Origin of the sequence: Nocardia brasiliensis IFM 10847 (assembly GCF_000710915.1) — a bacterium.
Lineage (GTDB): Bacteria > Actinomycetota > Actinomycetes > Mycobacteriales > Mycobacteriaceae > Nocardia > Nocardia brasiliensis_A.
Window position 1 is genome coordinate 1 of record NZ_BAUA01000179.1, and the last position, 22,270, is coordinate 22,270.

Annotated in this window: 24 protein-coding genes; 13 read left to right on the top strand and 11 right to left on the bottom strand. The window is 67.5% G+C overall.

Going from position 1 to position 22,270, the window contains the following annotated elements:
- Nucleotides 1–381: 381 nt before the first annotated feature.
- On the bottom strand, nucleotides 382–804 hold the full coding sequence (locus NBRGI_RS34705; protein WP_029901401.1) for a PPOX class F420-dependent oxidoreductase: 423 nt from the start codon (nucleotides 802–804) through the stop codon (nucleotides 382–384).
- A 59-nt stretch (nucleotides 805–863) separates the two neighbouring features.
- On the opposite strand from NBRGI_RS34705, the gene NBRGI_RS34710 reads away from it, so the two are divergent.
- Together NBRGI_RS34710 and NBRGI_RS48310 are read left to right on the top strand one after the other, a co-directional pair.
- Nucleotides 864–1,703 (top strand): DUF72 domain-containing protein, encoded by an 840-nt coding sequence (locus NBRGI_RS34710; RefSeq protein ID WP_036561983.1) that lies wholly within the window; start codon nucleotides 864–866, stop codon nucleotides 1,701–1,703.
- 133 nt (nucleotides 1,704–1,836) lie between these two features.
- Nucleotides 1,837–1,992, top strand: coding sequence for a hypothetical protein (locus NBRGI_RS48310; RefSeq protein ID WP_158439976.1), 156 nt, complete (start codon nucleotides 1,837–1,839; stop codon nucleotides 1,990–1,992).
- Nucleotides 1,993–2,036: 44 nt separating this feature from the next.
- On the opposite strand, the gene NBRGI_RS34720 is transcribed toward NBRGI_RS48310, so the two are convergent.
- The gene (locus NBRGI_RS34720) at nucleotides 2,037–2,534 is read right to left on the bottom strand and encodes a DUF4254 domain-containing protein (RefSeq protein WP_370627898.1); all 498 of its coding nucleotides are present in this window, start codon (nucleotides 2,532–2,534) and stop codon (nucleotides 2,037–2,039) included.
- A gap of 413 nt (nucleotides 2,535–2,947) precedes the next feature.
- Nucleotides 2,948–3,901, bottom strand: a complete 954-nt coding sequence (locus tag NBRGI_RS34725) for a glycoside hydrolase (RefSeq protein WP_370627899.1) — start codon at nucleotides 3,899–3,901, stop codon at nucleotides 2,948–2,950.
- 1,016 nt (nucleotides 3,902–4,917) lie between these two features.
- Here NBRGI_RS34725 and NBRGI_RS45670 point away from each other — a divergent pair.
- The gene (locus NBRGI_RS45670; RefSeq protein ID WP_051728254.1) at nucleotides 4,918–5,406 is read left to right on the top strand and encodes a hypothetical protein; all 489 of its coding nucleotides are present in this window, start codon (nucleotides 4,918–4,920) and stop codon (nucleotides 5,404–5,406) included.
- Nucleotides 5,407–5,487: 81 nt separating this feature from the next.
- Nucleotides 5,488–6,819 (top strand): family 1 glycosylhydrolase, encoded by a 1,332-nt coding sequence (locus tag NBRGI_RS34735; RefSeq protein ID WP_029901405.1) that lies wholly within the window; start codon nucleotides 5,488–5,490, stop codon nucleotides 6,817–6,819.
- Nucleotides 6,820–6,825: 6 nt separating this feature from the next.
- Here NBRGI_RS34735 and NBRGI_RS34740 read toward each other — a convergent pair whose 3' ends face one another.
- The 3 genes from NBRGI_RS34740 to NBRGI_RS34750 form a co-directional block, all read right to left on the bottom strand.
- Entirely contained in the window at nucleotides 6,826–7,197 is a 372-nt protein-coding gene (locus NBRGI_RS34740; protein WP_029901406.1) for a DUF1304 domain-containing protein, read from the bottom strand.
- A gap of 102 nt (nucleotides 7,198–7,299) precedes the next feature.
- The gene (locus NBRGI_RS34745) at nucleotides 7,300–7,818 is read right to left on the bottom strand and encodes a L,D-transpeptidase (RefSeq protein ID WP_235211201.1); all 519 of its coding nucleotides are present in this window, start codon (nucleotides 7,816–7,818) and stop codon (nucleotides 7,300–7,302) included.
- Nucleotides 7,819–7,986: 168 nt separating this feature from the next.
- Nucleotides 7,987–9,318 (bottom strand): AIM24 family protein, encoded by a 1,332-nt coding sequence (locus tag NBRGI_RS34750; RefSeq protein WP_029901408.1) that lies wholly within the window; start codon nucleotides 9,316–9,318, stop codon nucleotides 7,987–7,989.
- Between the two features lie 146 nt (nucleotides 9,319–9,464).
- Between NBRGI_RS34750 and NBRGI_RS34755 the strand changes: the two genes are divergently transcribed.
- The 5 genes from NBRGI_RS34755 (at nucleotide 9,465) to NBRGI_RS34775 (ending at nucleotide 14,678) form a co-directional block, all read left to right on the top strand.
- Nucleotides 9,465–11,210: an N-acyl-D-amino-acid deacylase family protein gene (locus NBRGI_RS34755; protein ID WP_029901409.1), complete on the top strand. Its 1,746-nt coding sequence runs from the start codon at nucleotides 9,465–9,467 to the stop codon at nucleotides 11,208–11,210.
- Nucleotides 11,207–11,854, top strand: coding sequence for a TetR/AcrR family transcriptional regulator (locus NBRGI_RS34760; protein WP_029901410.1), 648 nt, complete (start codon nucleotides 11,207–11,209; stop codon nucleotides 11,852–11,854). Before NBRGI_RS34755 ends, NBRGI_RS34760 begins: the two co-directional genes overlap by 4 nt.
- 227 nt (nucleotides 11,855–12,081) lie before the next feature.
- Complete coding sequence (locus tag NBRGI_RS34765) at nucleotides 12,082–13,566, top strand: carboxylesterase/lipase family protein (protein WP_158439978.1); 1,485 nt, start codon at nucleotides 12,082–12,084, stop codon at nucleotides 13,564–13,566.
- Between the two features lie 9 nt (nucleotides 13,567–13,575).
- Complete coding sequence (locus NBRGI_RS34770; protein ID WP_029901412.1) at nucleotides 13,576–13,812, top strand: hypothetical protein; 237 nt, start codon at nucleotides 13,576–13,578, stop codon at nucleotides 13,810–13,812.
- Between the two features lie 83 nt (nucleotides 13,813–13,895).
- Nucleotides 13,896–14,678: a crotonase/enoyl-CoA hydratase family protein gene (locus NBRGI_RS34775; protein ID WP_029901413.1), complete on the top strand. Its 783-nt coding sequence runs from the start codon at nucleotides 13,896–13,898 to the stop codon at nucleotides 14,676–14,678.
- Here NBRGI_RS34775 and NBRGI_RS34780 read toward each other — a convergent pair.
- The 3 genes from NBRGI_RS34780 to NBRGI_RS45675 form a co-directional block, all read right to left on the bottom strand.
- A complete protein-coding gene (locus NBRGI_RS34780; protein ID WP_029901414.1) occupies nucleotides 14,665–15,630 on the bottom strand; it encodes a sensor histidine kinase in 966 nt (321 codons plus the stop codon). The two genes, NBRGI_RS34775 and NBRGI_RS34780, sit on opposite strands and share 14 nt — an antisense overlap.
- 104 nt (nucleotides 15,631–15,734) lie before the next feature.
- Complete coding sequence (locus NBRGI_RS34785; RefSeq protein ID WP_029901415.1) at nucleotides 15,735–16,379, bottom strand: TetR/AcrR family transcriptional regulator; 645 nt, start codon at nucleotides 16,377–16,379, stop codon at nucleotides 15,735–15,737.
- A gap of 52 nt (nucleotides 16,380–16,431) precedes the next feature.
- A complete protein-coding gene (locus NBRGI_RS45675) occupies nucleotides 16,432–16,905 on the bottom strand; it encodes a hypothetical protein (protein ID WP_051728255.1) in 474 nt (157 codons plus the stop codon).
- Nucleotides 16,906–17,043: 138 nt separating this feature from the next.
- Between NBRGI_RS45675 and NBRGI_RS34795 the strand changes: the two genes are divergently transcribed.
- Nucleotides 17,044–18,459 carry a cytochrome P450 gene (locus NBRGI_RS34795; protein WP_029901417.1) on the top strand — a complete coding sequence of 472 codons (1,416 nt, stop codon included), beginning with the start codon at nucleotides 17,044–17,046 and terminating at the stop codon, nucleotides 18,457–18,459.
- 2 nt (nucleotides 18,460–18,461) lie between these two features.
- Here NBRGI_RS34795 and NBRGI_RS34800 read toward each other — a convergent pair whose 3' ends face one another.
- A complete protein-coding gene (locus NBRGI_RS34800) occupies nucleotides 18,462–18,755 on the bottom strand; it encodes a transglycosylase SLT domain-containing protein (RefSeq protein ID WP_226887045.1) in 294 nt (97 codons plus the stop codon).
- Nucleotides 18,756–19,197: 442 nt separating this feature from the next.
- Between NBRGI_RS34800 and NBRGI_RS34805 the strand changes: the two genes are divergently transcribed.
- Nucleotides 19,198–20,169, top strand: a complete 972-nt coding sequence (locus tag NBRGI_RS34805) for a G1 family glutamic endopeptidase (RefSeq protein WP_148311070.1) — start codon at nucleotides 19,198–19,200, stop codon at nucleotides 20,167–20,169.
- Between the two features lie 49 nt (nucleotides 20,170–20,218).
- On the opposite strand, the gene NBRGI_RS34810 is transcribed toward NBRGI_RS34805, so the two are convergent.
- Nucleotides 20,219–20,692, bottom strand: coding sequence for an NUDIX hydrolase (locus NBRGI_RS34810; RefSeq protein ID WP_029901420.1), 474 nt, complete (start codon nucleotides 20,690–20,692; stop codon nucleotides 20,219–20,221).
- Between the two features lie 236 nt (nucleotides 20,693–20,928).
- Here NBRGI_RS34810 and NBRGI_RS34815 point away from each other — a divergent pair, with 236 nt between their 5' ends.
- The gene (locus NBRGI_RS34815; protein ID WP_051728256.1) at nucleotides 20,929–21,468 is read left to right on the top strand and encodes a C40 family peptidase; all 540 of its coding nucleotides are present in this window, start codon (nucleotides 20,929–20,931) and stop codon (nucleotides 21,466–21,468) included.
- Nucleotides 21,469–21,710: 242 nt separating this feature from the next.
- Entirely contained in the window at nucleotides 21,711–22,268 is a 558-nt protein-coding gene (locus NBRGI_RS34820; RefSeq protein WP_029901422.1) for a TerD family protein, read from the top strand.
- Nucleotides 22,269–22,270: the final 2 nt, after the last annotated feature.

A 22,270-nucleotide genomic window follows, 5' to 3' on the forward strand; every position in this document is an offset into this window, starting at 1 on the left:
TGCATGACCTGTGCCCACCAGGAAGCCAGTGGGCTCGGATCCGGCCATACGACAGTGGAATCGGTGTCGTCGGCGATATCGACGGATACTTGGTTGGCGCGTGTCGAGTTGTCTTGGCGGAACACGGTCGACGATCTCCTTGGAGTCGGTACGTGCACGGGCGACCCCGCGAACGCGGGGTGCCCGTAACGGCGTTGTCGAAACGCCGGGGGACCCAAGGTTGACGTTCCGTCCGAGCAGCTACCGGACCGCTGAGTGCCCGGGCATCCGCGATCCACTACTCACGACACGAAACCCTCTGCCACACTGCATAATTCGAGGGGTCGGCGAGTTAATTGCCACTATAGCAATATTTTGCCGGTGCGGTGGCGTAAGTGCTCGTCAGGATGCCCAGGGGCCGATACCGCCGACCTTCTCGATGCGGATCCGGGTGAGCAGGCCGGGCGGCGCGTCGGCGGGCGGGAAGTCGACGCCGGGATCGGCCAACGTCGCCGCCAGCTCCTTCAGCAGTTCCGGTGCGCCGCCCTCGACGATCCGGGCGGTGCCGGTGATCGACAGGTAGGGCCGCATCAGCTCGCCGCGTTCGGCGGCCTGAATGGTCACCGCGACGCGGCCGTCGCGGCGGACATTGCGCACCTTCTTGTATTCGCCGAGATGGGCGGTGACCAGTTCGTCGCCGTCCGGAGTCGACTGCAGAGCCACCCAGACGAGACTGACCTGCGGGCTGCCGTCGGGGTTGAGGGTGACCAGGGTGGCATCGGCGCCGGCACCGATGAGCGCGCGAGCGGATTCGTCGAGTTTCATGTGTTGTCCTACCTCGGGGCAGTCTCTTTCATTCCCGGCGCTGTACTACCGTCGCTGGCATGCGGCTTCACGTGGGATGTGCGATGTGGACGCACGCGAATTGGCAGGACTGGCAGCCCGCCTCGGGGGACCGGCTCGCGGCGTACGCGCAGCGATGCAACGCGGTGGAGGGCAATACGACCTTCTATGCCATACCGGCGATGCGCACCGTGGAGTCCTGGGCCAGGCAGACCGCGCCGGATTTCCGGTTCGTGGTGAAGGTGCACAAATCGATCACCCACGAGCGCAGGCTGACCGAGGCCGACGCCGAACTGCGCACCTTCCTCGCGGCGATCGAACCGCTGGGCTCGCGCGTCCACGCGCTGTGGATCCAGTTGCCCGCCTCGTTCGCTCCGACCGACCTCGGCACACTGGCCGGGTTCCTGCGTGAGCTGCCGGGCGGATATCGCCCGGCAGTGGAGGTCCGCCACCGCGCCTTCTTCGAGAACGAGCACGCCGCGACACACCTGGAGCGCGTCCTCGGCCGCTTCGGCGCCGAATGGGTGACCTTCGACACCACGACCCTGTTCGACGGGCAACCGATCGGCCCCACCGAGCAGGAGGCCTGGTCGAAGAAGCCGCGGGTGCCGCGCCGGACCCGCGCGCTCACCGAGCATCCGATCGTCCGGTATCACGGTCGTGCCGCGACCGAACGCACCGTCGAGGGGTGGCAGCCCTGGCTCGGCACGGTGGTGCAGTGGCTGCGCGAAGGTCGTTCACCCACCGTGTTCATCCACACCCCGGACAATGCCGATGCCGTGTCGCTGGCCCGCCGCTTCCACGACGAGGTCGCGGCGCGGGTGCCGGAATTGGCCCCGCTGCCGCAGCCCATACCGGTTGAACCGATGACCCTGTTCTGACGGGCCACCGGCGGAAGACGAATTCCGCACTGATGCCGATGGTTTGCCGGTCGGCGGCAGGTGCACCAGGGGGCCGGCCATATCCAGTGGTGGGGACGTGTTTGTCCGGTCCGTTGCCGGGCATAACCGGCTCATGAAACCGGAGGAAAGCGCGCGCCGCCTACTGGAGGAGATTTTGGCGCGGTACGAGTCTGTCGAAGAATTCATCGGATTACTCCGGGTCGATCCGCTCGTCGACACCGCAGAACTGCCCGCGTTGTCCGAATATTTCTGGACCCTCCCGACCTGATCTGCCGAGACTTCCCCGGCAGCAGCACAATTCGTGGTGCGCACCTATCGGCGTTCGATCGGGCGAGTTCTGCGCACGTCGACCTCGCGAACCAGATCGGTCCACTCGTTCGCCAGCGCGGCCAGCCGCGACCAGGCCACGTGCACGCGCTGCTCGCCGACGTTCTCGGCGGTCATCAGCAGGTGGTCGGCGAGAATTTGGGCGGCGGCCATCCGGTCGACCGCGCCGCCGAGCGAGGCGGGCGCCCGGTCTCGTGGCTGCCGGGGCGCGAGTTGCTTGGCCACCCAACCGTCGATCACCGTGACGATGTCACTGCGGCGACGGTCGACTTCGGCGGTCCGCTCCGGTTGGGCGCGACGGGTGTGGTGCAACTGTGCCAAGGCGCGGGCCAGTTGGGTGACCAGATGGTCGCCCGGCCGGTCGCCGATCTGCAGCCGCAGTGCGGCCGACAGCTCGTGCCAGTCCGGCAGGATCGGGCGGAGTCCGCTGCCCTCGATCGGCAGGAGGCGCGATCGCGGTCCGTCGGCGGTCTGCACGGTCAACGGAGGGGGTCGCGCCGGCGCCGGGCGTGCCGGTGGCAAACGCAACCCGCTCGAGCCTCGCCGCGTAGTGGTTGCCGCGACGAACGGGTGCGGCGGTACATGTCGGGCAGCGCTCGGATGTCCGATGGCGTGGGCAAGGTGGGCCTTCCCTGGCGACGGTCGAGGTGCACCCGACGCCGGCGACCAGCCATGTCCTCGAAGCTCGGCCGGTCGTTCTGCGCGTACCCGAGATAAGGGAGCAGAGCGCCCGGCATCGGATGCGAGTACCAGTTTCGTCCGCCGCGCGGCTCGCCGGAAGTCTGATTCGGGTCAGAATGTACCCGGTTTGGCCGCTTCGGTTATGCCTCCGCAATCGGTCGGGTGGCCGGCATCGAGAGGGGGTCCGCGTCGAAAGACGGTGCGCGGCAGGTTCTTCAGCCGGACTCCGTGCCGTACTCCGGCAGCACCGTGAAATGCCGGACGGTGCCGGACAGGCCCGGCAGCTCCCGGGGCTCGGTCCAGGTGGTGAAGTCGTCGCGGCAGTCGCTGTAGAAGTATTTGCCTTCGTCGTAGGAGTCGAGGAAGATCCGCCAGCCGCCGTCTGGGAGCGGAACCACGCATTGGCCTTCGCGCGGGCTGCCCCAACCGGCCCAATCGCTGGTCTTGGTCAGGGTGTACGGCCCGTGCGGTTCGGTGGCGACGGCCAGTTCGACGTATTTGGTGGTCTCGTTCTTGGTGAACGCGTAATAGCGGTGGTCGCGCCGCACGACGGTGGTGTCGATGTAGCCGTAGAGCGAACAGGGTTTTCCGTCCGGTCCCGGCGTATCGACGGGGGCCGGTTCGTCCGGTGGCGGCAGGACGGACACCGGGGTGAGGTCGGTCCAGGAGCGCAGGGACCGGTCGGTGGCGGTCATCAGGTGCGGGGTGAACGAGCAGCCATCGGACAGCGAGACGAGGACGTGCACCCGCCGCTGCGCATCGATCAGCCATTCCGGCGCCCAAGTGGAGGTTACGCCCGGTATCGGAACAGTGAAGTCGTACAGGTGATTCCAGGTACGCCGATCGGTGCTGCGCGCGAAGCCGATGGTCTGGCCCTCCCACGCGGTGGTGTAGGCGAGGTAGTAGGCGCGGTCGGCGTGCCGGAAGACGGACGGGTCGCGCAGGAGCCCGGTGGGCGGTCGATAGGCGGGTCCGCGCAGCAATTCGAAGTTCAGCGCGTCGGCGGATTCGTAGACATACAAATCGGATTCGCTCGTGTCGGTGAACGCGGTCATCGTGTACCGCACGATCGGTCCGGCCGCTGCGGCTCGATGCGGCGCGCACAGCGCGATCGGTACCGCCGCCGCCAAGGCCAGCGCGGATCTGCGACTCATCGGCACGTCTGCCACCAGAGGAATTATCCAGCGCCGAGTGCGTCGCACGTGCCGACACGCCGCAGGCGGCGCAGTGCACCGGCTCTGCACCGACGTCGCGGAAATCGGTGGAGACCAGCGGATATATGAATTGCACAAGTGACCAGTAATGGCCCGATGCGCATTTCGACGATGGGTTCATACCACAATGCGTGGTCTATTCCGAATGCAATAGTGCGTTTTCCGGCATATGCAGGGTCAGGGGATCATTCCATCCGGAATCGCCCCATAACGTCGAGAATGTGGGTAATCTGGTCGAGTCCCACGCAGTTCGGGACAGCTCCGCAGAGTGAGTCGTGGTCGCCCCTGCGGCTCACTATCGCTGTACACAGTCCGATGAGGCCCGGGTAATCCCCGGGCCTCATTGGTGTGTATTCGGCGGTGGACATTTGCCGTGCGACTCTCGCGCAAGCCGGTGAATTATCTGACCCAGGGCTATTTGCTGCGGAATTCTTCCTATCCGGGTCGCGTCCGGGTTCGAATGCTCGTGGTCTCGGGTGGTCCTGTGTATCGAATTCGCAACAATAGGGCGATTGCTTGTGTTTCGCGGACCGCGGCCGGCTCTCGGGTCGGATCGAACGCGGATCTGCCCGGGGCGCGGCCCCGAGCGGCACGCGGCACGCGGCGTCTTCGTAGCCCAACTACGTTCGGATGGAAAGAATTTCAGTTGGGTGCGAGGTGGCTGACGTGGGTCGATGCGGTCCGTGGCGGTCGGCCGGAGCGATGCGTCCGGCGCGTCGGCTCAGGCGTTTTGTCCCGAGTGGGACTGGTGCGCTAGCCTTTCTTCCGGTCCCTCATGTTGTTCGCGTTCGGCAAATGACATCGATATGTTTCCGTCACATTCAAGACGGAATATCCCTATTTCACGTTGTTTCCTTGCGGCTGGTCCGCAGGTGGCGCTGGTGGCCATCGGCGGACCGGCGTCCGACTGTCGACCGAGGAGGTTCGTTGATGACGGAGTGGTCCGTGGCGCCGGAGCTGGGCGGGTCCCGTTGGTAGGCAAGGTCATTCCACTGCTTTCCGGCAGTGCCGGCGCGACCGCGCTGCTGGAACCGGACATCACCCGTGACCTGCTCGCGCAGGCCAAGGCCCGGGCGGACAGCGCGGCGAACCGGGCCGGCGCCGCGAGCGGGCGGGCGGTGAACCGGGAGAAGGTACTCGAACACGTCGGGTCCGCGCACGGTTCTGCGCGGGCGGTGGCCACGGCGGACAACGCTCGCGACGCCGCCTGGCACGCCTACGTCACGGCGAACCACGCCCTGAAGGTCAGTTGCTACGCAGTGGCCGCTGCCGAGGCCGTGACCAGGGTGCAACTGGCGGCGGCGCGGGCGCTCGAGGCGGCGAAGGCGGCCGCCTTCGCCCCGGACGATGTGGCGATCGCAGATCGGGCCGCGGCCGCCGAGGAAGCCGCGGCGGCGGCCAGCAACGGCGCATACGGCGCCCCGCACATCGTGTCGATCCCACGCATCGATCGCGGCTAGCCGCGCCGCGGGGGCCGCGAACTCGCCGTGCGAAGCGGACCTGCGCCGAGTTCAGCTATCTTCCGGTTATATTCACGGTTTATGCGTACTTGGACTCGGCGGGCGGCGAACGCGGTCGCGGCCTCGCTGGTTGCGCTGCTGGTGCCCGGCGTGGCGGTGGCCGTGCCGCCGGGACCCGCGGCAGGCGTGCCCGCGCTCGGACCGGATTTCCTGTGGGGCGTCGCTGCGTCCGGTTTTCAATCCGAAGGTCATGTACCGACGAGCAACTGGACCAACTACATCGAAGACGAAGGCCTGGATCCGTACGGGAACTCGATCGACTTCTTCGACCGGTACGCCGCTGACATCGATCTCGCGAAATCGCTCGGCGTCACGGTGTTCCGCATCGGCATCGAGTGGGCGCGGCTGCAACCGACCGGCCCGGACCAGTGGGACGCCGACGGTTTCGCGTTCTACGACAAGGTGGTCGCCAAGATCGTCGCGGCGGGCATGCGGCCGATGATCACCCTCGATCACTGGGTGTATCCGGGCTGGGCCTTCGACCAGGGCGGCTGGGACTCCGACGGCATGGTCGAACACTGGCTGGCCAACATGAAGAAGGTGGTAGACCGGTACGACCGGCGAGATCCCCTGTGGGTCACCATCAATGAGCCGGTCGCCTACATCATGCACGAAGTGCACAAGAACGAGACCGACCAGCGAGTGATGGAGGACCGGGTCGTCGAGGCGCACAACGCGATCTACGACTACATCCACCAGAAGCGTCGTACGGCGAAGGTGACCAGCAACTTCGGCTATGTCGCGGGCGAAGACGAGCAGGCCAACGGCCAGATCATCGAAAAGATCCGGGACCGGCTCGATTACGTTGGCGTCGACTACTACTTCGCGCGCGGCGCCGCCCCTTCCAGTGTGTCCGCCCCGGCCCGGGCCATCGCGGACGCGCAGTCCATCGGCATGTGGCAGCTCCCGCTGCGGACCGAGGGCATCTACTATGCGCTGCAACGGTATTCGCGACTGTTCCCGGGTAAGCCGCTCTACGTGGTGGAGAACGGCATGCCCACCGAGGACGGCAACCCTCGGCTGGACGGCTACACCCGCAGCGACCATCTGCGCGACACCATCTACTGGCTGCAACGGGCCAAGGCCGACGGCATGAACCTGATCGGCTACAACTACTGGAGCATCACCGACAACTACGAATGGGGCAGCTACACACCGCGATTCGGGCTCTACCAGGTGGACGTCGCGGTCGATCCCGGCTTGGCCCGCAAGCCGACGGACGCCGTCGCCACCTACACCGCGATAATCGGCGACGGCGGCGTCCCCGCCGACTACCAACCGACCCGCGAGCCCGCCCCCTGCCACGTAGTGGACTGGTACAACGGCTGCACCGACCCTGGCCCCGTCCCGTAGCGGCGACTACCCATCGCTGCCCGCGACGAGCACGGCGACGAGCGCGATCGCGCCCGGCAACGCCTGTACCAGCAGAATTCGGCGACTCGCGGTGGCAGCGCCGTAGATTCCCGCGACGACCACACAGGCGGTGAAGAAGATCATCGCCGCGTGCCCGACCGGGTCCGCGGCGAGCAGTCCCCAGATCAAACCGGCAGCGAGAAAACCGTTGTACAGGCCCTGGTTCGCCGCGAGCACCTTTGTCTGCTCGGCGAATTCGGCGGAACTGCCGAACGCCGCCCGCACCCGTGGCGTGGTCCACAGGAACATTTCCATCACCAGGATGTAGACGTGCAGGGCCGCGACCAGCCCGACCAGGATCTCCGCTGCTACGCGCACGATCGACTCGCTTCCTCGATGGGGCCGGGGTCGGCCGGGTCGAAAGAAAACGGGATGTCCTTGTTGGACATCCCGTTTCGGGTCATGAATGGTGCCGGGTGGTTATTCCACGACCTGGACGATGTCGCCCGGCTCGAGGTGACGGTAGGTCGCCTCGGCGGCGTCGGGGTTCATCCGGATACAGCCGTGGGACATCGAATCGAGCGGGCCGATGTGGGTGGCGATGTCACCGTCGAAGAAGACGGCGAATTCCATCGGAGCATTGTGCATCGTGCTCCAGAAGTGTTCCCGCTTGAAATCGACGTCGAAGATGCCGACGTGCGATTCGTAGCCCGGCCTGCCGATCTCGATCGGCTTGGGACCGTAGATGGTCTTGCCGTCCTCCATCAGCCACACTTCCTTGGTGGACAGCCGCATGCACGCGCGCGTCTTCGGCGCGGTGCACGGCGCGTAGACCGGCGGGGGCGGCGGTGGCTGGATGATCGCCGGGGTGCCGATATCGGGGCCGCCGGGCCATAGCGGTTCGGCCTGTGCGGTGGCCGTCATGGCGAATCCGGCCGCCACGACCCCGGCCGCCGCCACGGATCTGACCGCCCAATTCCGAAAACGCTTACTGCTCATCAAATTTCCGACCTCTCTTCGCCTTGCCGCCACACTGCGTGCCGAATGCCAGGGTGATAGGAGTACCTCGTCGCAAACGCTCCAGAAATCCGAGGTGCTGAGATCATCGCGGACGGTGCGCACGTGGTCAATCGCGGCGCGCGAATTGTTAGCCGAACTATGCCGCTATTAGCCGAACAATCCCCCCAATGCGCCGCCGCTCTGCCCGGCCTGCTGACCGCCGCCGGTCCCGCCGAGCAGGCCGCCCGGCGGCAATTCCGAGGGCTGCACGATGACGAAGCCGCGACCCGAGAACGACAGCGTCAAACGCTCGCCGGTGCTGCGGCCGATCAGCCTGCCGAGACCGAACGAGTCGTTGCGCTTGATCCCGGTCTGCAAGCTCGACGACCAGGCGACCGCGGCCTGCGGATCGGCGTAGGTCGGCTGATCGACGTTGAGCACCACCGGCGAGCCGTGTGTGGTGATGGCGATCCGGCCACGGCCGGTGAAAACGCAGTTGAACAGGCCCGCATTGCTGGCGACGCCGGCCGCGCCCTGCACCCGCTGGATGTTGTAGGACAGCGAGGTATCGAACGCGAGCACGTTGGAGCCGTTGATGGTGAGTCCGTCCGAGCCGTCGAGATCGATGAGGTGCACGTCGGCGGCGCTGTCGGCGAGGAACAGATCGCCCCGGCCGGACACGTTCATCAGCGGCACGCCCTCGCCGGTGAGCCGCTGCTGGATGGCGCGGCCGATGCCGCCCGAGCCGAGCGCCTTGAACTGCATCTCGCCCTGGTAGGCGACCATCGAGCCGGCCCGCGCCATGACCTCGCCGTTGACGGCGACCTTGATCATCTTGCTGCCCTGCTTCTGGATACCGACGCCGTTGACCTCGGCGTGGCTGGGGTTGAACAGATCGCTCTGCATCGGCAGTGCTCCTTGCTGAGGTACGGGCGCGGCGGGCGGCGGGTAGGCGGGCGCCGCAGGGTACTGGGGTGCGGCCGGATGCGGTGGCGGCGCGGGCTCGTCGTCGATGTTCACGCCGAACGCGGTCGCGATACCGGCCAAACCGTTGTCGTAGCCCTGGCCGACCGCGCGCACCTTCCAGGCCTCGCCGCGCCGGTAGATCTCCACGCAGACCACGGCCGTCTCGGTGGTGAGTCCGTCCATCGGGAAAGTCAGTGCCCCGGAATCGGATCCGATGGTGGAGAGCAGCGTGCCCGCGCCCGCGAAGGTGGCCGGTCCGCTGCCGTCCAGGCTGGCGGTGACGACGACCGTGTCCACATCGGCGGGCAGGGCGCTGGTCTGTACGTCGACCATGTCGCCGCGGCCGCTGCCGTGCCGGTAGGTGACGCCGGGGCCGACCGGCTGGTTGAAGAACACGAAGTCGGCATCGGAACGGACCCGCCCATCCTTACCGAGCAGCAGCGCCGACACGTCCACCCCGGCGGCGCAGGCGACGGTGACCGTCATCCGGTCGGCGGGCGCGGGCCGGTTCTCCCCGCGAGCCAGGGCCGTCATCGCGACCCGCCCGGGTCGAATGCCATCCGATTCACGGCATCAAGTGTGTCCCGAGTTCGGCCCGTGCGCCACCACCCGCGCCGGGAGCGCCGAGCGCGGTACGTCCGGCCATTGACAGTTAGTGACCGATCGGTTGCAATGTTGGAGTGAGCTACGACACCATCATCAAGAGCGGCCGCTGGTTCGACGGGGCAGGCTCCGCCTCCGCTGTGCGCCATCTCGGACTCCGCGGCGACCGCGTGGTCGCCGTCTCGGCCGACCCGCTCGACGAGACCGGCTGCGCGCAGGTCGTCGACGCCGCGGGCAAGTGGGTGGTGCCCGGGATGATCGACATCCACACGCACTACGACGTGGAGGTGCTGAAGACGCCCGCGCTGTCGGAATCGGTGCGCCACGGCATCACCACGGTGCTGCTCGGGTCGTGCTCGCTGTCCACCGTGCACGTCGGCGCCACCGACGCGGGCGACCTGTTCGGCCGCGTCGAAGCCATTCCGCGCCGGCACGTCATCGAGGCGGTCGAGCAGACCAAGACCTGGCACTCGGCGCGCGAATACATCGCCGCGCTGGAGGATCTGCCGCTCGGCCCCAATATCGCCGCGATGCTCGGACATTCCGATATCCGCACCGCATTGCTGGGGCTGGACCGGGCCACCCGCAAAGACGTGCGCCCGACCGAGGCCGAACTCGCCGCGATGGAAGCGGCCTTGACCGAAGCGCTCGATGCCGGGTTCGTCGGAATGTCGGCCCAGCAACTGCTGTTCGACAAGCTCGACGGTGACACCTGCCGGTCCCGCACGCTGCCCTCGACCTATGCCAAGGCGCGAGAACGCCGTCGGCTCAACGCGATTCTGCGCAAACGCGGGCGAATCCTGCAGGCGGGCCCCGATATCGCCTCGGTGCGCAGCATCGCCGCGATGACGCTGAGCACGCTGGGCATCTTCCGTGAGCAGTTGAAGACCACGCTGCTCTCGGCCGCGGACATCAAGGCGAACCCGGCCCTGGTGCACATCATGGGACCGCTCGCGCGCGCGTTGAACGCGCTCGGCGGCGATTTCCGCTGGCAGCACCTGCCGGTGCCGTTCGAGGTCTATGCCGACGGCATCGATCTGGTGATTTTCGAGGAATTCGGTTCCGGCGCAGCGGCATTGCACCTCGCCGATCAGGTCGAGCGCAACGCGCTGCTGCAGGACGAGACTTACCGGCGGCAGTTCCGCAAGGACTACGACGCGAAATTCGGCATGCGGGTTTGGCATCGCGACTTCTTCGACGCCGAAATCGTCGCCTGTCCGGACGATTCGGTGATCGGCAAGACCTTCGGGCAGGTGGGGGTCGATCGTGGTGGCCTGCATCCGGTAGACGCGTTCCTCGACCTGGTGCTCGAGCACGGCACGAAAGTGCGCTGGCGGACCACCATTTCCAACCATCGGCCGGAGTTCCTGGCCAAGCTGGGTGCGGACCCCGGTGTGCAGCTGGGCTTCTCGGATGCGGGCGCGCACCTGCGGAACATGGCGTTCTACAACTTCGGGCTGCGCTTCCTGCGCCGGGTGCACGAGGCGGAGCGGGCGGGCCGACCGTTCCTCTCGCTCGAGCGTGCGGTGTACCGGATGACCGGTGAACTCGCGGACTGGTACGGCATCGACGCGGGCCATCTGCGCGAGGGGGATCGCGCCGATCTGGTGGTGATCGACCCGGCGCACCTGGACGCCACGCTGGACGACTACGCGGAAAGCCCGGTCGCGCAGTATGACAACCTGTCCCGCATGGTGAATCGCAATGACGGGGCGGTCTCGGCCGTCTTCATCGGCGGCGAGTACGTCTTCGGCGACGGCACGGCCGCGCCTGTTCTCGGCGCCAAGCGCACGGGTCGTTTCCTCAGGTCACTGGCCCGGTGAGCGAACAGCAGCGACGACCACCGGCGCTGCGCCGGACCCAGGCCGAACGGCGCGCCTCGACGATCGCCAAGCTGGTCGAGGCGACCATCGAGACCATCGCCGAAATCGGTTACCACAACGCCTCGCTCGGCGAGATCAGCCGGCGCGCGGGTGTTTCCAAGGGCGGTATCTTCCGGCACTTCGACTCGCGTATCGACCTGGTCGTGGCGGCCGCGGAGGAGGTCGGTCGCCGGCACATGCGCGCGTTCGACAACATCCGGGCCCGTGAAAACGCCGATCGCCCACTGGATGTGACCCACGTGCTGCACCGGGTGCGCAATCAGATCCGGCAGGAGACCAACACGGTCTGGTTCGAACTGCTGGTGGCCGCGCGCACCGAACCGGAACTGCGCGCCCGCCTCGCACCGGTGACCAAGGCGCTGATCGATGATGTCGAGCGCGTCGCGGTCGCCGCCCTGACGCCCGCGGTGCCCGCGGATATCGCCCGCATGCTGGTCACCTCGATCGTGCACATGTTCGACGGCGAAGCGATTCTGCGCGCCGCCTATCCGCGGCCGGAACTCGAAGACGCGCGCATCGAATACTTCTCCGGCGTTTTCCAGTATCTGATCGCCGAGCACGGGTGCATCGAACCGCGTTCCTGAGCAACCGCTTCCTCGACCAAAGTATGAAGCACGCGCGACTCGCGGACGATGCCGTGTGGTCCGGCGGCTTCGCATAATCGGTTCCGATATCGGAGGGCGAAAGCTCTCGTGTGATCGGGACAGGGGTGAGGGTGTCGAGCAGAGGTACGTGTCTGGCCGCAATTTTGCTGGCGCTGAGTGCTTTATGTGTGGGCTGCGGTTCGGATCCGGCACCCGCGGATCCGGTCGTGACGACCGAGAGCGGCACGGTCCGTGGGGTGGTCGATGGAAATTTCCATACCTATGACGGCATTCCGTTCGCCGCGCCGCCGGTGGGCGAACGACGGTGGGCGCCACCGCAACCGGTCCCGGCCTGGACCAGCGTACGGCCCGCGGACAAGCCGGGCCCGGCATGTCTGCAGCCACCGGAGGGTGCGACGGCGATCGAAACGAGCGAGGACTGCCTGTATCTCAACGTCCGGACGCCCAGTGCACCGCGGGCGCAGCCACGCCCGGTCATGGTGTGGCTGCACGGCGGCGGCTTCTATCTCGGACAGGGCAGTGAGTACGACTCGCGCAGGCTGGTCGAGAACGGAGACGTCGTCGTGGTGACGGTGAACTATCGGCTCGGCGCGTTCGGGTTGTTGCACCACCCCCAACTCGGCACGCAGGGTGGCGATTTCGCGATCCAGGACCAGCAGGCCGCACTGCGCTGGGTGCGGTCCAACATCGCCGGTTTCGGCGGTGACGCCCACAACGTCACGGTGTTCGGCGAATCGGCGGGTGCGATGAGCACCTGCACCCATCTGGTGGCGCCGGCCAGCGCGGGTCTGTTCGACAAGGCGATTATCTCCAGCGGTTCGTGCACGACGAGCTGGCCGAAGAACTCGCTCCTGCCCGGTATGCCCGAGACCGCACCGTGGCTGCCCGCCGCCGAAGCACAGGCCGCCGGTGTGTCTTTCGCGACGAGACATCAGTGCGCCGATCAAGCGGGAGCGCTCGCCTGCCTGCGCGCATTGCCCCCGGATGCGTTGATGGACGGCTTCACCGACTTCACCCGTGTCTCTTACGGCACGGCGACCGTGCCCGAAGAACCGGCACAAGCGCTGCGCGACGGGAAGTTTGCGCCAGTACCGATTCTTCAGGGCAACACCAGGGACGAGCACAGCAGTTGGGCTGCGTCGCAGGAGGCCGAGACGCCGATCGACGCGGTGCGGTACCGGCAACTGCTGACGGCGATGTTCGACGAGCGGGCGGTCCGGATCGAGGCGCGATATCCGGCCGATGCGTACATCTCACCCGCGGCCGCGCTGTCGGCGGTGCTCTCCGATCGCACGTGGTCGTGCCCGACCGTGGCGGCGAACCAAGAGTTGGCGGAGCACACAACGGTTTTCGGCTACGAGTTCGCCGATCGCACCGCCCCGCCGATCGCCCCGTTCCCGCCCTCGGTCCCGCCGGGCGCTTCGCATGGTTCGGATCTGGCGTATCTGTTCGACGTCCGCTTCGCCGCCGCCCTCGACCCGGCCCAGCGCGCGCTGTCCGATCGCATGATTGGCTACTGGACCCGTTTCGCCGCGTCCGGCGACCCGAACGGCGCGGACCTGCCGGCCTGGCCACCGTTCCGCGACGCGGACGGCCCACCGTATGTGCAGTCGTTCGACCCGGCCCGAATAGGTCCGGTGGATCTCGCCACTGAGCACCACTGCGATCTCTGGTTCGAACTGGGGCGCTGACAGGCGTTTGTGAAGCCGAGCGCACTCGCCGCCGCCTTCGACGCGGTGCGCAGGATGTTTCCGGCCGGTCGCGCGCGGCTCGCGGTCGACGGTTCGCCGGTCGCCCTGGTCGACGTGCTGCCCGCCCCCGCGGCGATGAAGGTGTTCGACGGCGCGGTTTATGCCGTGCCGCACGACACGGGTGTGGACAGCATCGCGCCCTGTGTGAGTTGCATGTGGTGCGCGAGGGTGAGCGCGCCGATGTGACGTTGCTGCTCCATGCGGCGTCGACTTTCGAGCGTTCGATAGGGACTATGGACTACACCATAATTCTGCGGTTGACTGGGCCCATGGCCGACACAGTCACCGTCGAACGCGACGGACACGTCCTGCTCATCGGGCTCGATCGCCCGGACAAGCGCAACGCCTTCACGCTGGAGATGCTCGCCGAGCTGTCCCGGGCCTACGCCCTGCTCGAACGCGACGACGACCTGCGCGCCGGTGTCCTGTTCGCGCACGGCGACCATTTCACCGCGGGGCTCGACCTGGTCGACGTCGCGCCGGCGCTCGCCTCCGGTGCGATCACCTATCCCGAGGACGGTCTCGACCCGTGGCGACTGGACTATCGCTGGACCAAGCCGGTGGTCGCGGTCGCACAGGGGCGATGCCTGACGCTGGGCATCGAACTGCTGTTGGCCGCCGATATCCGGATCGCCGCCGCGGACGCCCGGTTCAGTCAGTTGGAGGTGCGTCGCGGCATCTATCCGTTCGGTGGTGCGACGCTGCGGTTCTGGCGGGAGGCGGGTTGGGGCAACGCGATGCGCTGGGTGCTGACCGGAGCCGAATTCGACGCCGCGGAAGCGCTGCGCATCGGGCTGGTGCAGCAGGTCGCGCCCGACGCGGCCGCGGCGCTCGCCGCCGCGCGGGCGCTGGCCACCGAGATCGCCGAGGAGTCGGCGCCGTTGGGTGTGCGCGCCATCCTCGCCTCCGCGCATCGCGCGCGAGCAGAAGGCGATGCCGCGGCCGCCGAACATCTCCTCGGCGATGTCACCGCGCTGTTCGCCACCGCGGACGGCGCGGAAGGGATTCAGTCGTTCGTCGAGCGGCGCAAGGCCAACTTCATCGGCCGTTGACCGGGTCGTCGAGCCGCAGATCCACCTGCAACGTGGTGCCGTGCTCGCCGGTGTGCATGCGGACCAGGTCGGCGAGCTGGTTCACCAGCAGCAGTCCGCGCCCGCCGAATTGGAACGGCTGCGGCGGCACGCGGCCGGCGAGCGGGTTGCTGATGTGTCCCGCGTCGCGGATCTGACAGCGCATCTGCCTGCCATCCACCCACAGGGCGAGGGTGCCGCGGCCACCGCCGTGCACCACCGAATTGGTGGTGGTTTCGCCGATCAGCAGCTCGAGATCCACGAGGCGGTCCTCGGTCATGCCCATGCGGCGGGCGAACTCGACCGCGCGGTGCCGGGTGCCGGTGAGCGACGCGGCGTCGAAGGCGATGACGGGCACGGCCGCGGGGGGAGCGGGCAGCGGTTCGTTGTACCGGCTGACGATGTGGTCGGGATCGTAGGCGGCACTGGCGCGTTCGCCGTCGCCGTCGATCAGCGTGGGATGCGTCGCGGTGGCGTCGGCGAGCACCGTCGCCTCGAGGGCGGCCGTGTCGTACGGGCACAGGATGCTGACCTCGCGCCCCGCGAACGCGGCATTGATCAACGCCTCGTGCTGCGCACACGCCGGGTACTCCCACGCGGAGCGGCCCGCCCAGATGGGTTCGCCGATGATCCGCACCCGTCCGGTCGGGTAGCGATCGGCGAAGGCACGCAATACGCCGGGAATGATGCGGCCGGGGTTGCGGCCTTCGATGGTCATGTCCATGAGTTGAACCGCGGCCGCGTCCGGGCCGAGCGCGTCACGGATCAGCGCGAGGTTGGGGCCCGGGACCGAGACAGCCACCGGCTCGTCCGCAGCCAGCCCGGCACGAACGAACCCGATGGTGCCCGCCAGATACTCCTCGGCATCGCGATAGAACAGCGCCGGATGGACGAACTGCCCGGTGTTCGGCGGCCCGGCTACTGTGCTGGTCATCGGTGGGTCTACCTCGATCTCGGGCAGGGGGGGCCGACGCGGCTCATCAGACTCTGCCAGTCCAGTGTCCAGGGTGCGGGGCTCGTTGTCAGCCCCGGGCCGGCTCAGGACTCCGGCAGCAGCGCAGGGGCCGTGCACAGCGCCCGCAGGCGCGACAGGACCGCGGCGCGTGACTGCGCGAACGCGGACTCGAAATCCAGCAGGCGCGAGCGCGGGACCGCGCCCGAGCCGAGGGCGTCGAGCTCGAAGGCGAGCACGCCGGGGTCGGTCTCCGGCCGGAGTTCGCCGGATTCGATCGCGTCGCGAATGATCGACCGCACGAACACATCCCATGCGCGGGCCAGTTCGGCCAAGCGATCGTGCACCGGTCCGGGCCGGTCGTCGAACTCGGCTTGGCTGGCTACGAAGAAGCAGCCGCGGGGCAGCTTCTTGTCGGTATAGAACTGCAGCCGGGCTTCGTGTAGCGCCCACAATTGCCGCACGCCGGCCGGCGCGCGCGAGGCCGGCGCCACGACCAGCTCCGCCCACTGCTGCCGGGCGCGCTCGATGGCTGCCAGTTGTAGTTCTTCTTTGTCTCGCCAGAGGGAGAACAGCCCGGATTTGCTCACGCCCGCGGTGGCGGCGAGGTGGCCCATGCTCAATCCGGCCAATCCCTCGACGGAGGCCAGTTCGACGACGGTGTCCAACACGACGGTCCGTGCGCGATCGCCGCGGGCCCGGCGTCGGTCGCCCGAAGTGCTCTGCGCCATCGGTTCAGTTTATCGCAATACGTCCGACCGATCGGTCGGTGTCGCGACGGGCTCAGCTGGGCAGGGGAATTGTGGTGGCGCACACCGTGTCCCGCAGCTGACGCGGCCCTGAGTTCACCGGAATGTCGTACCAGAGATCCATTTCCAGGCGATTGCCCGCGCCGAGGGTGAGCTCGGTGGGCTGTCGTTTGATCGCCATGGCGTCCACGCTCGGCGGATGGGCCGCGTCCACGGTGTCGTCGAGCTGGTAGTCGGCCGGTCGTGTGGTGTGAAAAGTGTTGTCGGTGTTGACGATAGCCACTCTGACGCGGATGAACTGCCCCTTGGGCAGCCATTCGGCGTGCGTGCCGAGGATGTAGCCGATGCCCGGCTCGACGGTCGACGCGGTGACGGTCAGCTTCGCGCAGTCCTGCGGGGTACGGACGTATGCGGTGGGTGCGGGCGGTGGAGGTGGCGGCGCGGCGGTCGGCGCCTCGGTACCGCAAGCGGTGGGCAGGAGAAGTAAGAGCAGGAGCAGCCGACGCACGCCTCGAGCGTAGAAGCAAAAGCCCCGCGGCCATTGACATTCGGCCTGACCGGTCACAAACTGGTGGCAGGTGCGGACAATGGTGTCACCCGACACCAATTGGTAGAGAGCCTCGGTCCGCGCGACTCAGGAGACCTGATGGCTACCACCACGTCCGCTCCGCGGCCGAAGACCTCGGCCCGCACCGGCACGCTCACCGCGACGATCGAGGCGCTGACCATCGGCCTGGACTACGAAGGCGGGATGATCGGCCGGACGAAGGGCCACGACATCCTTCGATTCCGCGCGGGCACAAGGCGTTTCGTCGCCTTCACGCACCCCGACTACGTGGACCACGTGCTGCACGCCGGCCGGTTGAAATACCACAAGTCCTTCGAATACGAAATCCTCCGGGCGCTGCTCGGGGTCAGCCTGTTCACCGACGAGGACGAGTCCTGGCAGCGCCACCGGACGATGCTCACGCCGATGTTCGCCAAACGACACCTGCACGGGCTCATCGACCTGATGCTCGAGCCGATCGAGGCGAGCGTCGCCCGGCTCGACGCGCAGTCTGGCCGGGTCGAGGTCGACATGGTCGGCGAAATGGTCGAACTCACCCTCAACGTCGTCGGCAACGCGCTGTTCGGCCAGCAGTTCGGCCGGATCGCGGTGGGCATGTCACCGCTGGTCACCGACGGTCTGCGGTTCGCCGAACGGTTGGAGCGGCTGTTCATCGTGGCGGCGCCGCCCAAGCAGGCTTGGCGCGCGCTCGCCTGGGTGGCGCTGACGCCGATTCCGCTGCCGCCGCCGTTGCGTCGCATCCAGCGGATCGCGCGGACGCTGGACCGGGAGGTCTGGCAGGTCGTCGACGACCGTCGCGCGCATCCCACCGACAGCCCGGATCTGCTCGATCACCTGCTGCACGCCGCCGATGAACAGGGCAGCCTGCCGGTGCGCCGGGTCCGTGACGAAGCGCTCACCTTCATGCTGGCCGGACACGAGACCACGGCGAACGCACTGTCCTGGATGTGGTATCTGCTCGCGCTGAACCCCACGGCCAGAACGCGTTTGCTCGACGAGGTCGATTCGGTGCTGGGCGGGCGCCGTCCGACGGCTGCTGATCTGCCCCGATTGCCTTGGACGGCAGCCTGTTTCCAGGAGGCGATGCGCTATTTCTCACCGGCATGGGCCATTCCGCGGGTGGCGATCGCGGACGACGTGATCGACGGTCATCACATTCGCAAGGGCACCACCGTGGTGATCCCCACCCATCACATCCACCACGACGCGCGGTGGTGGCCGAATCCCGAGGAGTTCGATCCGGCGCGCTTCCTGCCCGGCGCGGGCCGGGAGCGGGCGCGCTCGGCCTACCTGCCCTTCGGCGGCGGCAAGCGCATCTGCATCGGTTCGAGTTTCGCCGTGATGGAGTCGGTGTTGATCACCGCGGCGATGAGTCAGCGCTTCGTCTTCGATCTGGTGCCCGGCCATCCCGTCACGCCGGAGGCCACGTTGACGCTGCGGCCGCGGCACGGTCTGCGAATGATCGCCCGGCGCAGGGATATTCCGGTCGGCTGAGCTCAGTACCAGTGATTCGCCTGCCAGAAGTCCCAGGCGGCGATCGGGCTGCCGTAGCGCTTGTTCATGTAGTCGTAGGTCCAGCGGATCTGGGTGACCGGGTTGAACTGCCAATCCGGGCCGTGGGTCCCCATCTTTTCCGGCGGCAACGCCTGTCCGAGACCATAGGCGCCGCTTTCCGGATTCACCGCGAAAACGTTCCAGCCGCTTTCGCGGGTGATGATGTTGTCGAATGCCCAGAAATGGTGCGGCGGCACCATGGTCATCGCCAAGGCTTTCACCGCGGCGCGCGGCATCGAGAGAACCGAACCGGCGGGGTGTAATTGTCCGCCTTTCGAGGGAGTCGCACAGATCGCCGGCGCGTCGGCGGCAGCGCAGTCGGTGGCCACGGCATGTGCCGGGGCCATACCTGGGAAGAGCGCACATACGGCTGCTGCGAGGGTGGGAATGACGTACCGCATCGTCGGTCCTTTCGCCTTCAATGGTTGAAGCTCGAAGCCCGTGCTGCGAATTCAGCAAATCACTGGTGATCGACGCAGTGGCGCAGCCACTCCGGAGGGAATGGGAAATTTCGGGCGCGTCGCCCGTCGTCGACGCGCGGACGACACGCCGGTCCGCGTGATCGCCGGGGAACCAGGTCAGCTCCGTTCGGGTTCTCGTGAAACCCGCCGCGACCTGCCAAAACACTGCCGCGCGGCGACACGCGGCAGTGATACCTATGGGCTATTGTCCCTGTTCATGATGAGTAGCCCGGGTCGGACGCGAATTCGAAGCCGTCTCACCGCCTCGGTGGTGGGGGCGATCGTCGCGGCGTTGCTCTCGCCGCCGGTGGCCTCGGCAGACCGGGCGCCGGCGCCTTCCTCTCCGACCTCGGTGCCCGCCGCACCGGACCAGCCGCCGGGCGGCTCGCCACCGCGCATTCGTGGCACGAACTGGGCCGGCTACGTGGTGACGGGCAGCTTCAAGAGCGTCTCCGCCGAATGGGTCGAGCCGGAGGTGTCGTGCACCGACACCGGTGTCATCCAGCGGGTGGTGCCGTGGGTGGGCTTGAACGGGACCGTGGTCGACGGCAAGCAGGCCCTGCCGCTCATGCAGACCGGTGCCGAAGCCATCTGCGTCAGCGTGGCGGGAGCGATCGCCTCGCTGCCCGGCTTGGCCATCGTGAACCTGGCCAGCGCGACCATCGCGAACAATCCCACCTGGTTCCGCAACGCGGTCCGGGCCGCCGAAGGGGTGAACACCCAGCTCGGGCAGGCGGCGGTGGGCGCGTGCCAGACCGTGGGCAGCGGTTCGGCGCCGGGCGCGGCGGTCTGTGCACAGCAGACGTATCGCATGGCCCTGTGGGAGGCGTATCCGGCGAACCCGGTGATCTATCCCGATGTGACCATGGCCCCCGGCGACAAGATGCAGGCCTCGGTGACCTTCGACGGTTCGGCCTACACGATGACCGTCGCGAACGTGACCCAGAATTGGTCGCGGACCACCGTCGCGCATTCCACCGCCCCCGCGCAGACCGCGGAAATCATTGTCGAAGGCCAGCTCAACAGCGCCCTGCCGGATTTCAGCCCGATCAATTTCACCAACGTGAAGATCGACGGCAAGCCGCTCTCTGCGTTCGAACCGGTGAGTTATTCCATCGGTGCGACCAACGGTGAGCTCAGCCCCGGCCCGATTGCCGAGAACGGCACGGCGTTCACCATCGCGCGTTAGCGCGGCACGGATTTCGCCCCGCCCCCGGCTCGCCCGGGGGCGGGGTTTTTCACGGTGCCGGTTCGAACCAGGCCGGGCCGTCGGACAGCGCGTGCGCGAGGCGCAGCGATTCGTGCTCGGGCATTTCCGGTAGCGCGGCGAGCTCGAACCAGCCGACCTCGAGTGATTCGTCGTCGTTGACCTGTGCGGTGCCGCCGACCGCCCGGCAGCGCATCGTGATGTCCATGAACTGGCAGATATCGCCGTTGGGGTAGGTGTGCGGCGGCATCGCACGCACCGCGACCAAGCGCTCGGCGACGCAGTGCACGGCCGTCTCCTCGTAGACCTCGCGGACCGCGCACGCGGCCGGATCTTCGCCGGGCTCGGGCATGCCCGCGATGATCGCCCATCGTCCGCTGTCGGCGCGTCGCCCCAGCAGTACCCGGCCCTGGTCGTCGAACACCACCGCGCTCACCCCGGGCAACCAGAGCAGCTGGGTGCCCGCGTCGGCACGGATGGTTCGGATGAAGTCAGGAGTCGCCATGGCACGACAGTAGGGCAGGTCAGACGGGAGATTGCGATGAGATTTTCCTGTTATTGCACGGAGATCTGCTCAGTGATTGATTCGTTATAGGTCGCGTGTCGGGCTTGGAGTTTTATCCGAAGAAGCGGAGTATGGCATTCGGATCCGATGGAATCACAACACCAGGGTGTTCTCGAAATCCATTCAGGGCCGGTGGTTCTCCCGCCGGTCGCCGACGGAGATCGGAGGAACGCACGATGAAATCCATCGATATCGCGCGAGTCGACCGGGGTGGACGCCGCCTCGTGGTGGCCGTGCTGATCGCTACCGCCGCCGTGGGTTCGCTGTTCGGCGCCGCCGCGCCGGCGCAGGCCAGGCCGCAGTCCGGCGCGGCCGGTGCGGTCGAGGAGCCGGCCGAGAACAAGCCCGCGGCGGGACATGGGATCGCGCCGAGCGCGATCGCGGAACGAGCTTTCGCCGCCGCATGGACCAAACTCGGTTCACCCTACCGCTGGGGCGCAACCGGGCCCGACGCCTTCGATTGCTCCGGCCTGGTGGTGTGGGCCTACCGTCTGGCCGGCCGCGAAGTGCCGCGCACCAGCGGCGATCAACTCGCCGCGGGCACCCCGGTCGCGCAGGCCGACCTGCGCCTCGGTGATCTCGTATCCTTCAACGGCGGTGGACATTCCGGGCTCTACGCGGGCGACGGCAACGTCATTCACGCCGGCACCGAGAGCACCGGAGTCACGATCGCGCCGATGTCCGCCATGCCCTTCGCCGGAGCGCGGCGCTTCTGATTCGAGACTGGTCGTTCGGTGATTGAAGGCGGCAGACCGGGGTATGTCGCCGTTGGCGGGCCGCTTCGGCGGTCGGACAGGTCGGTTCCTGACCTCGTCAACGGCGACGAGCCGCTCAACGGCGAGTGGGTGGGTCGGGAACGCACCGGGCCGGACGACGCGGGCTCGCTGGGTAGATATCGAGATAGATCGGCGTTGCGGTAGTTGGTTGCCGTGGTCGCCCCTGCGAAAAGGGACACCCGGTGTCCATAGCTCTGGTCGACTCCGCGGGCCTGCCGCTGGAGCACGTCGGCGTCTCGCTGGGGTGGGATCCCGCCGAGGTCTGGGTCGATGTCGACGGCTCGGTGACCGCGGACAACAGGATCGACGTGAATTCGGCCGCACTGGTGTTCAGCGCAGATGCGTTGGTGGACACCGTTTATCACGAGCAGCTGGCCTCGCGCGACGGCGCGATCGCGCACAGCGGGGACGATCCGACGGGGGCCGGCGCGGGCGACAACGAGGTGATCACCGTGGACCTGACGCTGGTCGCGCCGCAGGTGACCACGGTGCTGTTCGTCGCGACGTCTTACTCGGGACAGAGTTTCGCCCGTATCGAGAACGCGTATTGCCGTGTGCTGGACACCACCTCGGGGGTCGAGATCACCCGCTACCTGTTGAGCGGTGGTCAGCACACCGGCTTGGTGATCGGCAAACTCGTTCGGACCCAACAGTGTTGGTACTACGTCGGAATCGGCGCGGGCATCTACGCGAACCATGTCGTCGATGCGGTACCGCAGGTCGTCGCGTACCTGCGCTAGCC